The following is a 14,006-nucleotide window of genomic DNA, read 5'->3' on the forward strand; positions in this document are numbered from 1 at the left end:
GATGGTAGGCATACTCAAACAGGTGATGAACCAGTTTCACGTCTACAACCATTACTTAAAAGAGCGAGAGAAATATCTAGGCGATAACTCAGTGCCCAAAGAGGTGTCGTCGATTCTGAGTGAGTCTGCGCCGGATATGGATACGGATTCTAGCTCCTTGCAGTATCTAGTGGTCGATTTTGAAACCACGGGCATCGACGCCAAAGGGAACAGCATTCTAAGTATGGGGTGGGTTGAAGTGAGTAACTTGACCATCAATGTTCATACTGCCAGACAGCTTTTTATCGAAACTCCAGATAAAGTCAAAGCAGAGACCGCTATCATCAACCATATTGTGCCAGAGATGCTGCAAAATGGCGTTTCACTGGACAGCGCAATGTGGCAGCTGTTTGAAGCGGCGAAAAACAAGGTATTGATTGCGCATGGTGCCATGATTGAATCTGAGTTCGTGAATGAATATCTACACGAAAAGTATGGCATCAATGGCTTGCCTGTGATGTGGCTAGACACTCTAGCCATGGAGAAAGCAATGGCGGTCGCGGTGAATAAAGAAGCGGATATTGATGTTCGATTATCGGAAACTCGCGAGCGATATGGACTGCCTGAGTACAACGGTCATGAGGCACTAATAGATGCTATCGCAACAGCGGAGCTTTTCTTGGCGCAATCCAACCGACTGTATAACAAAGGGCACCCTAGCATCGGTAAGCTCTATCGCTTGAGCCAGTAATGAAACAAAAAAAGAGGCGCTGATTTCAGCGCCTCTTTCGATCTGTTCCCAAAGTGCTTCTTAGAAGCTGTACGTTACACCGACACGGCTACGTAGCTGACGACCTGAGTCACATACATCGCTACTAGTACATTGAACGTTACCAAACTCAACATATGGTCTCCACGCCCAATCTGATTCTTTGTAGCCAATCTTGAAGTTGTAATCCCACTCGTAGCGCTCGTTGGTACCCATGCGCCAGTCTTTGTTGAATACATCTTCTGCATAGTTTGCTTCAGCGCCAAACTGCCAGTTGTTCCAGTTGTAATCTAGGTTAGCCGTCAGTTTGCTGCGGTTCAATGAACCGTGTTGCTCACCATCACGGCCTGTTATTGTGTTGTCACCCGCATAGTTGCGGAACTCGTGACGGTAGCGCATTTTAGCCGTTAGACCGCTATCGAATTTGTATTGAACACGAACTTGAGGCTTATAAGTGGTTTGACCGCCACCGAAAGTGATAGGCATAGAAGTTTGGATGCGCCAGTGTTCGTCTAGGTTAAAGTTATAGCCGTACTCGAATTCGTTGTCTCCAGCCTCTAGGTCAGAGAAAGGCTTACCTTTTTGTTTAGCTTCAACGCCGAAGTAGTGGTTACCAACGCTTGAACCGATTTTAACGCGGCTAGCGTAACTACCATCGTCATGCTTATATTCTTGACGTAAGTCGAGAGAAGCAGCGGTTACTGCTGCCGTTGCGAACACAGAAACTAATGCCACTGTTACTTTGTTTAGAGTGCTCATCTATAGCCCTTAAGGTTTATTTGTTTGTGATAATGTATGACAAATATATTACTGTTATAAACGCCATTTTTATGTGACTTAGATCGCCAAGTACGGTGGGTTTTAGGTCTCTTTAGAATGGGAGAAAGCGTGGATTTTAGTTAAGCTACTTATTTTAATGGCTATTTTTTCTAATTGGTTGTGAGGTGCTCGATTGCCTTTATGGATAGAAATGTGATGTACATAATGAAGGTTTTAGGACAATTTATACTACAAAACTAAATTCGCGTGCCAGTGAAGGTCTCCTAGCTTCAGAGGCAATAGCTTAGAGATTTAGCTTTTAGGTGATAATAGTTTTCAATCAAGCTCAATTAGGCCAATTATCATTAACGTCGCCCGTACAGTAAATGCTAATGCTTGATAGCATCGATTTAACAATTTCATAAATATGTAGGACAAAAAATTCTAAGTAGCACGAACTTATCATTCTACTCCCTTTGCACTTCATGTGATCTAATTCAACGTTCCCAAAAAATTATAAAATGTGATCTATTTTCCATTTATCCTTGTCTGATTTAGTTAAATCAATGACTTATAGTTCATGGCGCATCACTCTAAATGATATTCACGGATGTAAATATATATTTCATAAATGGAATTATGTCTGATGTCACAGTCGTAGCTAAAAAAATAATAAAAAATATCATCATACAAATGAGGAGTTTTAGATGAAAAAGAATCTTGTGGCATTGATGATAGCAGCGGCAACTATGGCTGGATGTAGCTCGACTGGGTCAAGTGAAGTGACTTCAGCTGCAGAACGTGGTTTAGATACCGAAACGCTGCTTGCAACCAATACCAAACCTTTTATTGCAGCCAGCGAGATCCCACAAGGCGATGCAGAAGGCTTAAAGAGTCAGCTACTCAATCTGAAAGATGGCGATGAACTGATCATCCCTGTTGGACAATATGAGGACCTTGGCCAGTTCGACATTACTGCCAGCAACGTGACGATTAAAGCTGAAGAGGCGGGTAAAGCCTGGCTAACAGGTCTGGTTCAGATCAATCTACGTGGCAACAATATCAAGTTGGAAGGCGTAGTCTTTACCGATGGTGGTCCGGCAGAGCGTATGGGTGGCATTATCTTCCGTGGTAATGACAACCAATTGGTGAACTCAACGTTCTACTACTTCAATGACCGCTATGCGTATGAGCCAGACGATCGACGTTCTGAGTATCCAAAAACACTTTGGATTGCTATGTATGGTAAGAACAACCAGCTTGTGAACAACACGTTTGAAGGTAAACACAAGCGTGGCACCTTGATTGGTGTACAGAAAGCTAAAGGCGATGAAACCGCCGATCACCACTTGATAAAGGGCAATCTGTTCTATAACCAGAAACATAACCAATATAACGAGTTCGATATAGCAGAAGCAAAACGCTATAACTCAAATAGTTGGGAAGCAATTCGTCTGGGTGATTCAAAGAGTTCAATTTACCCATCAGAGACGACTATTGAAGGTAATCTATTCTTACAGAGTGATGGTGAGACGGAACTGATTTCACTCAAGTCAGCGGGCAACGTGGTACGTAACAATACACTTATTGATAACGCATCCATGATCTCTTTGCGTCACGGTGTAAATAACACGGTTGAGAACAACGTTATCCTTGGTAACGGCAAGCGCTTCAGCGGTGGTATTCGTCTATACGATGCTGGTCACGTGATTCGTAACAACTATATCGAGCGCGTAATGGGTACTGGTGATGTACGTGGCGGCATTGCGATCAACACGGGTATTACAGATGTTGCTAACGGCGAGACACTATCGCAAGACGTCAAGGGTAAAGAGCTCAATAAACAAGCGACGCCTTATAATGTCACGATTGAGAATAACTCAATCATCGATTCGCGTCAGAACTTCCTTTACTCAGATAAGCGTCACCGCGTGAGCCTCTACGATAACTCAAAAGTGACTACGGTTTTTGCCGGCACAGACGTGACCTTTAGAAACAACATCTCTTACGCAGGCGTATCAAATAGCCTTGCGCTGAAAGGTAACGACTCTATTGCCGCGCTTGTGAATCCAACTTACGACAATGACATCTACTTTGGTCCAGTGACAGGTACTGAACTCCCATGGGAAGGTGTGTTGTATCGCGACCCTAAGTTTGCCCCAGCAGAGAATGGCTTGCTAGAAGCAACCAACTTTGAAGGTGGCGCTCGTAACCTGACTGTACTCACCATGAATGACACTGGTGCTAGCTACCGTATCACCAAATAACTCTCAGTAATCCCTACTATTTTAGAGGCTCGCCTTGGGCCTCTTAACCCAAGAGAATTTACAATATGAAGCTTAAGACTTTATCTACGCTAATTGCAGTGGCGTTAACTGCAGGGACCCTTTCTGGCTGTAACTTTTATGATGAGCCTCCTGGTGGTGAAACTCCAGAAGAGCCAGGTGGCGGCAATCCACCGATTGAAGGTGTTGATGTTATTGTTGAAAACGCTGCTGAGCTTGTTACTGCAATTGCTGCAGCGAAAGAGGGCGAAATCATCGGCCTTAAAGAAGGCGGTGACTATGCCTCAATGGGGACAGTGGTTCTTGAAAAGCCTCTCACGCTAACATCGGTCACTGTTGATGGTGATCTCAGCGAAGATGGTGAGAATCAAGCGGTGATCAGCGGTGCAACTTGTATCGATGTTCCGTCAAGCGCTGACCAAATTCTAAAAGGTACCACGGGTATTACACTGCATAACATTAAGTTCCAAGGTGTAGAGCTTTCCACGTGTGGTACGGAAGATACATCTCGCTCTATCATTAATATTGGTAAAGTCGGCGATGGCAACACGCCGGTTTACCTGAAAAACCTAACGTTTGATGGAGCAAGCTTTGCAGAGTCAACAAGCGCACCGACAGCGTGGATCTACTCTCGTGGTTTGGTCAATGTATCGGAGAGCGAGTTTAGTAATAAAACCGTAGCCAATACCGCAACAGGTATCCTCTATCTGAACTGTGGTAGTAACAAAATCAATGGTGGCAGCGCGAGACTTGGAAACCCGACCTTTGAAAACAATACGGTCGCTTTGGTTGCTGATTCGGCAAACATCCCAGGGGTAGTAGCTGGACAATTTGATGGTAAGCAGTGTGCCGCGAAGATTACTGACAACAGCTTCACTGGCTTTGCCATTGAAGAGACAGCACAGGAAGACACTATCGCTGCTGTTATCGACGGTGATACAACAGGTGCCAACATCATTTCAGATAACACCTATACCGATGTAGGTTCGCCTCCTCCAACGGATCCAGACAACGACATAGAAGCGCTCAATGAGGCGATTGCGGCTGCGAGTATGGGTGATGTGATTACTCTTAAAGCGGATGGCGATTACTCAAGCGGCATTATTGCCTTAAACAAAGCAGTGACGTTGGATGGTGAAGATTTTGCGACGATAAGCGGTAGTGCTTGTATTACAGTAACGGCGCCAGGTGCTTCTGTCATTGGCGTTAACTTTAATAACAGCGCGATTGGTGCTGAGTGCAGTACTGAAGACAGCGATGGTCGCCGTGGTGCTATCACCATTGAAGAAATAGCATCTGACGAAAATGCGCCAGTTATCCTAGATAGCCTGTACTTTGATTCAAGTGCGATTACCGAAGATGGTCTTTACAAAAAATCTAGCTGGGTATATTCCGCAGGTCATGTCCATATTTCGAATAGTGATTTTGTAAACCTTAAATCTAATATTCAGAATAACGCCTTTTATACTCCATGTAATAAAGCGGCAAATAGACTTGGAATCCGTTTAGAGAATAATAATTTCACTATTGATGATAGTGGAGATAAAGAAACTGCCGCAATAAAAATAGGTAATTCATCAGGCGGAAATCAAACTGCTGATAACTGCAACGTATATATTCAAGGCAACCATTTTGAAGGCTACTATCAGGACCTATCTGCAGCAGCAGGGTCAGGTAAAGACCGCGTCGTTTCTATTTTTGCTACCGATGATGCGGTAACCAGTGAGAATGGTGATGTAAGAACGGATAATACGTTCAACTTAAGATAATTCGAAAATAACAAGAATTTATATAGAGAATATTATGATGAAGAAATTAGCCCTAGCAGCTGGTGTATTTGCGATGTCTTCTGGTGCTGTATTTGCAGCCGACAGCACCATTACCGTTAAATGGGAACACAAACTATTAGATGGTCGTACTGATCGCCCTAAGTTCGAGTTTGGCCACCGTATGGATAACGGCTTTAAATTTGGCTTTGAGCAAGTTTGGCAGTATGACCGCAGCAAAGATAAGTACGAGACAGGCTACGCGCCAGAGCAGTATGAGCTGACGTTCAAAACCGATTACCGTCATCGTTGGGGGGATCGTAATGAGCACCAAGCTGGTCCGGTACTGGATTATCAGTTGAAAGATACAGCAAGAAACGTACGTGTCGGTGCTTTCTATGGTTACCGCTTTACACGTAACTTCGATGCGAAAGTACGTGCTCGTTACTCACAAAACATCGACCGCTTGCGTCTAGATAGCTATGACAGTAGTGGCAACCTTAAGCCGGGTAGCGACCGTGAAGACTTCAACAAAGAGATGCGTTACGACTTGTGGCTAACCTATCGTTGGAACAGCTGGACGTTCGTTTGGGATGCGATTTTCCTACAAAAAGTCTCTTCGTTCGAGAATAGCAGTGGTGTCGAGCAACACGTATACGACAACAACGAACGCTTTGCGATGGAGAACGAGTTTAGCGCCGAGTATCGTCTACCAGAAGCGCGCGCCCATGCATTTTATGGCAAGTTTAAGCTAAAGCAAAAACTGCTTAAAGATAGCCATGCAAACAGCGCGTACGATTGGTATGGCAAGCGCGATAACGCCATCGAGTTTGGCTACAAATATCGTTTCTAATAATTAGGTAAATAAGATGGGAGCGTAGCGAGGAACTAGACCTACTCGTTGCGCTCTTTTTTGTGAATAGAAGTATGGAAAATAGAACAAAATTATTAAGCTTAATGCTGGGCTCTTTGCTGATGACTGGATGTAATAGTGATTCCTCATTAGGCGGTACCATTCCACCGGAAGAGGGTTCTCCACCAAATGAAGGTGAATACGCCTGGGATATCGACCAATGGAAAATAACCATTCCTGCTAGTAAAGATGATTGGTACGGCAGTGGCGGCACGAGTGCAGCTGAACTAGAGCCCCAGCACTGCGTATCGAGCAAGGACGTGCTGAGTAACGATTCGGTGATCTACCACAAACCGCATGACGTCACTTTCTTTGAAGTTGAAGACGAGAGAATGGTGTTTCGGGCTAACATGGGATTTGGAACCACGACGGCTAATTCCAATTACATACGCTCTGAGTTAAGAGAGCTATTTAACGCTCAACGTATTGGAACGTGCAGTACCAGCTCAAGCAACACAAGTTGGTTTATCGATGATAAGGCGACGAATACTCAACACCATACCTTAAAGTCTACGGTAAGCGTTGACGAGTATCCAAATATCTCCGGGCAAGAGCCTAAAGTCATCGTGGGGCAGGTTCACGGATGGAAGATTAAGCAGGCGTTAGTAAAGCTTCAATGGGACGGTCCATCAAAACCGGTACGAGCCATACTCAACAAAGACTTCTATAAGAATAATCAAAGCTGCGAAGAGGGCACGTCGAAGTATCCGGAATGTAAGGATTGGTCGTTTAGCGTTAACCTTGGTACCTATCCTGCCAACATGGATTGGAACTACGAGATAACAGTGGATGGTAACGGCATTGTGATGAGAACTTCAGATACCGACGGCAGCAATGTTAAGCAACACGCACTTGCTTGGGGAGAGGAGTACCATGACACCAATAATGGCACTGTTACACTAGCTGAGGGCTGGGCCGACGCAGACGTGGCTTATTACTTTAAGGCGGGGATCTACCCTCAATTTAGACCAGATGAAAAGTATGCGGGTGAGCTGTTCGAAGTAAGCTTCTCTGAGGTGGAAATCAGCCACACATCTCACTAACACTGCAAATAAAGAAGGTCGATACATGTAATTACATCGACCTTCTTTTTAACTAGCGCCTCACTTTTGCGAGCAGCTCTTTCTTACGCTTATCTGGAATAACCATCCAATGCATGCCTGTCAGTGCACCTTCAATCTGCCAAAGTAATTGCTCACTAACATTTTTATGGCACTTAGCTAGCGCTCGGTATGCGCCCACTGCGCCTCGAACGCGCAGTAGACCAATGGTCTTGATACCAGCTTTGGCGAGCATCCGTTCTGTGGTGTATTTCATGTTTGGCAGGTCTTTTATGCGAACGATATCATTGTTTTGCTGCTGTTCTTTTTCTTGCATTGCCTGATCTAAAGCTGTTCGGCAATCTTTTACAAGCTGCTCGTCACTATCAGGTTCAAAGCTCTGATAGCGTGTAGTGACTATTTGCCCTTGTTTCTCATAGCTGAATCTCTGCTCTATCGGAGTCTCAGCAACGTTAGTTTCTGGAATACGTAGAAATACTTTGCCTTTACTAATTAAAGCAAAGATATTCCCATCAGAGAAAATACCAAAACCACCAAACATAGATTTTGATGTAAGTTCTCCAAATAGATTCGAATGTTTTAATTTTGGTAGGATAGAAGAGATTGTATATTGTGACATCGATCATTCATCCATGAGTTGTTATTTTCAGTGATGATTATATCAATAATGCATCATGGATAGATGGGAAATATTCAGAGTGGTGAAGTTATATCACCACTCTGTGATCTGAATTAATTCGAAATGTTAATGGCCTCTTTCGAGGTGCTGAGGCGTTTTTTCCAGTTGATTGGCATCATAGGCAATACGATTAATAGAATCCCAATAAATGTTAGAACGTCAGGTATTTCATCAAACCACATCACGCCAAATAGAGTCACAAACACAAGACCTGAATATTCAGCAAGTGCGATCTGATTGGCTGGTGCCTTTTTATAGGCGATAACGATCAACGCATGATAACCCAATACAAATAGGTTGATCGCCATTATCCATCCGAGCTGGACGAGGTTGAGTGGTTGCCACTGTTGCACTGCTAAAATGAGGGCAACTGGAAGGGTCATCACCCCGGTCCAAAACAGCGTCGAGACGATATGCTGCTCCGCGGGCAGTCTTTTCACCAGTATGTTACTTACACCCATTGCTAATGCGCTTCCTAGTCCGGCGATGGCTGCCCAATGGAAATGCTCAGGTCTAAGTACCACCACGACGCCGCTGAAGCCGATCAACGTCGCAATGACCTTATCCTTGGTTGGTCTCTCTTTTAGCAGCGTCATGGCGAGTGGAATCATGAGAATAGGGCCCACGTAAAACATCGCATTTGCTGTCGCAAGCGTTAGGTGAGTGATGGCCACCATCGCACAGGCACTACCACCAAGGATAAACTGAGCGCGTAAAAAAGCGATAGAACCGCAACCATCCATACGAGTTTGACGAGGCAAACGTATCCAAATAGGAAACAACAAGAGCACGCTAAGTACTTGCCTGATAAACACATACTGAAAGGTAGGTACCTCACCGTTGAGCACTTTTAGCGATACGTCTGAAAAGGAGGCGAGTAGGTTGGCAAGCACCAAAAGTAGAATAGCTTGATTCGCGTGTTTGGACATTGAGAATATTTGTAATACAAAACTAGGGCGCGGATAATAACCTAGGTTTTGTCGAAAAGCTTGCTTTTTTTATAGGCAAAAAAGTGCCCTCTATTGTTGTCAAAAAACAGAGGGCAGATAGGTTGTTCTAGGGGCAGTGTAGATAGCGCGATTAAACTTTAAAGCGTCCCACTAGCTCTACGACATTGCTGTTAAGTGCAATCACCTCTTGAGACTCTCCAACTTGCTTGTCGCTGAGCTGATTGAGCTCGTTGACGATGTCGTTGATTCGGTGAATGTTACGATTCACGCTTTGAATCACTGTGTTTTGCTCACTGGAAGAGGTTGAGATTTCGTCGTTAAAGCGGCTGATGGTCTCGATTTGTTGATCGAGAGTTTCGAGCATTTCCATCGACTGATCGACTTGCTGACGTGTTCCCTCACAGTTGTGTTTGGTTTGCTCAATTGACTGAACTAAGCTGTCAGATTGCTCTTGAAGTTTAGTCAGTGCTGCTTCTATCTCTGAAGTACTGACTTGAGTTCGGTTAGCGAGTGCGCGAACTTCATCTGCAACGACAGCGAATCCTCGACCATGTTCACCGGCACGTGCCGCTTCGATAGAGGCATTGAGTGCCAACAGGTTGGTTTGTTCAGCGATTCCACCAATCACATTGACGATGGATTGGATACTCTGTGTCTCAAGGGCCATCTGGGAGATGTCGCTTGAGGTTGCCGTTATTTGTTGCTCTAAATCGGCAATGTGCTGCTGAGTGGAGGTATTGATGACTTTGGTCTCGTTGCTCAGGCCAGACGCTGTTTGTGCGGCATCTGCTGCACTTCGCGAGTGTTTTTCTACTTCGACCGATGAGTGGGATAGCTCATCAATGGCAGTGACTATCTGAGTTGTCTCGTTAGTATGGGTATCGAGTGTTGTGTGGGTATCTTGGCAGCTAGACTCGATGAGTTGCGTTTTTGTGCCCAAATCTCGGGTCGAGGTTTGCACTTCTTTAAGCATGGCCTGCAATCCGTCGATAAATCGGTTGATGCCCTCAGCAATCTTACCCAGGTCATCGCTTGAACGGACTTCAAGCCTTTGCGTTAGATCACCGTTCCCTTTGGCGAGATCTTCAATGATCGCCTTGAGCGATACGATAGGTTGATAGAGTTTGTTCAGAACCAGTACGACGATTGCCAGAGCTGCCAGTAGTGCCACAATAATAATCATCATCGATTTTTGGCTGGCGCTATCAAGTTCTGACAAAGCTAGGGACTTGTCTAGAGCGACCACCATCTGCCATGTGGTCTGTTTGCCAAGCTCAATTGGTTTTGAAATTGCCAGTAAATCTTGACCTGCCAGTTTGAGTTCAGAAAACTGCTCTGGCTGGCGGATGATACTCGTTACGTCAGCAGCAATAACTGAATCTTGAACGCGGCGCTGAGGTTCTACACCTTCTAATGTTGAGGCGATAACCATACCTTTATCATCGATAACAAAGGCGGTCGCATTGCTGATGGTTTCGAGCTCTGTGAGCTTTTGCTGAACATCGTTGAATCGGATATCTGCCATGATGACACCATTACCCAATGAGTACATGACACCGATCATTGGGGTCTGGTCGCTCTTGGTAAAGAACACGTCACTTAAAGACAAACCACTCTGTCTCTTCGCATCTTGATACCAGGGGCGTTCAGTTGGATTGTACTTGCTCTTGATACCGACACCATCAGGAAATGACTCTGACGGACGTGAGGTAAAAGAGGAGCCGTCGTCAAACCCAATCACCATTTTGTCGATACCGCCAAAACGATAGGCCATATGCATCAACTTTTCACTAGGAATGCCTTGGTTATTGTTGGTTTGATACTCTTGAGCGACGGCGTTGACAGTATCAATGGTTCTTTGCACCGTGTTTTCAAGTTCGTTCACTTCTATGGTGAGCGAATGGTCGATGTCCGACAATATCCGCTGATTGACCTGCTCGCTGAGCATAGAGTGGGAGAAGTAGCTGGTGGCTAAAAGCGAGATAGCTGTTGTGGTGGTCAGGGCTAATATGAGTTTGGACTTAAAGCCCATGTTGAATCTGTCCATCGCAGAATAATACTCCGTGTTCCATTTATTCTGATCGCAGCAGACCGGGCTCGCTCAAAGCTTTTGTTTGCTCAGAGCTTAGGTTTGCTGAAAGGGTTGTCATTATGAGACGTCCCGCCTGACATTCCATCGAGAAGGGTCATGCAGAACGAACATTTAGTGACTGTTATGTAATACAATAAAGGTACGATAAATGTACGGTTTGGTTCTGTGACCCAACTCATAACTAAAATAATTCTCAGATTTATAACGATGTTTTGAACAGTAATGTGAGCTTAATTGCTCTACAAAACAGCCAGTTATGAAGGTTTCTTGGTATGTCATGTCATTTTTCAGCTATCTGAATAATATGAATGTTCCCAAAACTTGATCTATGTCTCATAAATTTTATTTGTAATACATTAAGATTAATAGCGTTCGAGAGCACAGTGTGTCTCAAGAATCTGTTGAGTCGCAAAAAGCGGCTTAACACCCCCATTATCTCGTTCGACCCCAAGCGATAGAGGTAATTACCAAACCTACTTGATAAGAACTAGAGCATTGTCGATTGAGCAATGTTCACTTACCCCCGGAGTTGAAGTGGGCGTCACCCCCTTTAACTATGGATCTCCTAATGTCGTTTTAACCCTCGCATTATTACAGGTGGTGCGAGGGTCTTTTTTTATGTCTGACAATAACTGCTACAGATATCCACTCTCTCCTACAAAGTCTCTTACTGATCTCTTAGTTAGTAACCCACTGAAAATCTTGCATATTGAGAAAAATTAGCGAGTTAGCATAGGTTTTTGTGATATTGATCTCACTAGGGTTAAAAATATGAGGCGGATCATAAGTAATACAATATCGGTTTAACAATTAACGATCTAGGTCACGCAATAATTATATTGTACTACAAAAAGAAGGAAGCAAGGGTATAGTGAAGATAACCCAATAACTCATCAAAAGGTTTCAAGATGGATCTCAATACTACCATTGTTGGCATCTACTTCCTGTTTCTAATCGCAATAGGATGGATGTTTAGAACATTTACAAGCACGACCAGTGACTACTTCCGCGGGGGCGGCAGTATGCTTTGGTGGATGGTCGGTGCTACGGCGTTTATGACGCAGTTTAGTGCGTGGACGTTTACCGGTGCTGCAGGTAAAGCTTATGCTGACGGTTTCGCCGTTGCAGTCATCTTCCTAGCGAACGCATTCGGCTACCTTATGAACTACCTTTATTTCGCGCCGAAGTTCCGTCAGCTACGTGTTGTAACGGTTATCGAAGCGATTCGTATGCGCTTTGGTAAGTTCAACGAGCAAGTGTTTACTTGGTCTGGCATGCCAAATAGCGTGATTTCTGCTGGTATCTGGCTAAATGGTCTAGCGATCATTGCATCCGGTATCTTTGGCTTCGACATGACAACGACGATTGTTTTGACAGGTCTTGTTGTACTAGTGATGTCAGTTACAGGCGGCTCATGGGCGGTAATCGCATCTGACTTCATGCAGATGGTTATCATCATGGCGGTAACTGTAACTTGTGCTGTCGTTGCTATTGTTCAAGGTGGTGGTGTTGGTGAAATCATCAATAACTTCCCAACTCAAGAAGGCGCGTCTTTCGTATCTGGTAACAACCTGAACTACCTAAGCATCTTCGGTATCTGGGCATTCTTTATCTTCTTCAAGCAGTTCTCTATTACCAACAACATGCTGAACTCATACCGTTACCTAGCGGCGAAAGACTCAAAGAACGCAAAGAAAGCAGCACTTCTAGCTTGTATCCTAATGACTATGGGCCCACTAATTTGGTTCATGCCTTCTTGGTTCATCGCTGGTCAAGGTGTTGATCTTGCTGCTCATTACCCAGATGCAGGTTCTAAGGCGGGCGATTTTGCTTACCTATACTTCGTACAAGAGTTCATGCCAGCGGGTATGGTTGGCCTATTAATCGCAGCGATGTTCGCGGCAACGATGTCTTCTATGGACTCGGGTCTAAACCGTAACTCGGGCATCTTCGTTAAGAACTTCTACGAGCCAATCTTACGTCCTCACGCGACAGAGAAAGAGTTGGTTGTTGTTTCTAAGCTAACGTCTACCTTCTTTGGTATTGCGATTATCCTAGTTGCACTCTTTATCAACTCGCTTAAAGGTCTAAGCCTATTCGATACCATGATGTATGTAGGTGCACTAATTGGCTTCCCAATGACTATTCCAGCATTCTGTGGCTTCTTCATCAAGAAGACTCCAGACTGGGCAGGTTGGGGCACACTAGTGGTTGGTGCGGTTGTTTCTTACTACGTAGGTTTCGTTATCAACGCAGAAATGGTTGCTAACTGGTTCAACCTAGAGCCGCTAACCGGTCGTGAATGGTCTGACTTGAAAGTTGCTATCGGTCTGATAGGTCACCTAGTGTTCACAGCAGGTTTCTTCTGCCTAACAACACTGTTCTACAAGCCACTATCTGAAGAGCGTCAGCAAGATGTAGACAAGTTCTTCAACAACCTAGCAACACCTCTAGTAGCTGAGTCTACAGAGCAGAAGAAGCTAGATAACAAACAGCGTCGCATGCTTGGTTCTCTAATTGCTTGTGCGGGTGTTGGTGTGATGGCGATGTTCCTTCTACCTAACCCACTATGGGGACGCATGATCTTCGTACTGTGTGGTGTGATTGTACTTGCTGTTGGTCTTCTACTTGTGAAAGCAGTCGATGAGTCTGTTGAGCAAGAAGATGCAGAAGCAGTAACGAACAACGCGTAATCATATTTACATCAAATTAAGCGGCCGTTGTGGCCGCTTTTTCTCCCTCTATTCCTGTTC

10 protein-coding genes are annotated in these 14,006 nt (G+C 44.6%); 6 read left to right on the top strand and 4 right to left on the bottom strand.

All coding sequences use genetic code 11. The annotated features are described in order from the left end of the window. Position 1: 1 nt before the first annotated feature. Positions 2 to 730: a 3'-5' exonuclease gene (locus AC6I8Y_RS23790; RefSeq protein ID WP_498021969.1), complete on the top strand. Its 729-nt coding sequence runs from the start codon at positions 2 to 4 to the stop codon at positions 728 to 730. A 60-nt stretch (positions 731 to 790) separates the two neighbouring features. Here AC6I8Y_RS23790 and AC6I8Y_RS23795 read toward each other — a convergent pair whose 3' ends face one another. Further along, the gene (locus AC6I8Y_RS23795) at positions 791 to 1,507 is read right to left on the bottom strand and encodes an oligogalacturonate-specific porin KdgM family protein (RefSeq protein ID WP_498021971.1); all 717 of its coding nucleotides are present in this window, start codon (positions 1,505 to 1,507) and stop codon (positions 791 to 793) included. Positions 1,508 to 2,214: 707 nt separating this feature from the next. On the opposite strand from AC6I8Y_RS23795, the gene AC6I8Y_RS23800 reads away from it, so the two are divergent. From AC6I8Y_RS23800 to AC6I8Y_RS23815, 4 genes are all read left to right on the top strand, one after another. Next, positions 2,215 to 3,774 (top strand): chondroitinase-B domain-containing protein, encoded by a 1,560-nt coding sequence (locus tag AC6I8Y_RS23800; protein ID WP_498021973.1) that lies wholly within the window; start codon positions 2,215 to 2,217, stop codon positions 3,772 to 3,774. A gap of 65 nt (positions 3,775 to 3,839) precedes the next feature. After that, positions 3,840 to 5,561: a hypothetical protein gene (locus tag AC6I8Y_RS23805; protein ID WP_498021974.1), complete on the top strand. Its 1,722-nt coding sequence runs from the start codon at positions 3,840 to 3,842 to the stop codon at positions 5,559 to 5,561. 34 nt (positions 5,562 to 5,595) lie between these two features. Then, on the top strand, positions 5,596 to 6,411 hold the full coding sequence (locus AC6I8Y_RS23810) for a hypothetical protein (protein ID WP_498021976.1): 816 nt from the start codon (positions 5,596 to 5,598) through the stop codon (positions 6,409 to 6,411). A 74-nt stretch (positions 6,412 to 6,485) separates the two neighbouring features. Continuing rightward, positions 6,486 to 7,514 carry a polysaccharide lyase family 7 protein gene (locus tag AC6I8Y_RS23815; protein ID WP_498021978.1) on the top strand — a complete coding sequence of 343 codons (1,029 nt, stop codon included), beginning with the start codon at positions 6,486 to 6,488 and terminating at the stop codon, positions 7,512 to 7,514. A gap of 52 nt (positions 7,515 to 7,566) precedes the next feature. Here AC6I8Y_RS23815 and AC6I8Y_RS23820 read toward each other — a convergent pair whose 3' ends face one another. The 3 genes from AC6I8Y_RS23820 to AC6I8Y_RS23830 form a co-directional block, all read right to left on the bottom strand. Beyond that, positions 7,567 to 8,151, bottom strand: coding sequence for a TfoX/Sxy family DNA transformation protein (locus AC6I8Y_RS23820; RefSeq protein ID WP_498021980.1), 585 nt, complete (start codon positions 8,149 to 8,151; stop codon positions 7,567 to 7,569). 113 nt (positions 8,152 to 8,264) lie between these two features. Continuing rightward, the gene (locus AC6I8Y_RS23825) at positions 8,265 to 9,140 is read right to left on the bottom strand and encodes a DMT family transporter (protein WP_498021981.1); all 876 of its coding nucleotides are present in this window, start codon (positions 9,138 to 9,140) and stop codon (positions 8,265 to 8,267) included. A gap of 151 nt (positions 9,141 to 9,291) precedes the next feature. Next, positions 9,292 to 11,208, bottom strand: a complete 1,917-nt coding sequence (locus AC6I8Y_RS23830) for a methyl-accepting chemotaxis protein (protein ID WP_498021982.1) — start codon at positions 11,206 to 11,208, stop codon at positions 9,292 to 9,294. A gap of 953 nt (positions 11,209 to 12,161) precedes the next feature. Between AC6I8Y_RS23830 and AC6I8Y_RS23835 the strand changes: the two genes are divergently transcribed. Beyond that, positions 12,162 to 13,946 carry a sodium:solute symporter family protein gene (locus AC6I8Y_RS23835; RefSeq protein WP_394149972.1) on the top strand — a complete coding sequence of 595 codons (1,785 nt, stop codon included), beginning with the start codon at positions 12,162 to 12,164 and terminating at the stop codon, positions 13,944 to 13,946. Positions 13,947 to 14,006 lie beyond the last annotated feature (60 nt).

Source organism: Vibrio sp. KUL78 (assembly GCF_059725505.1).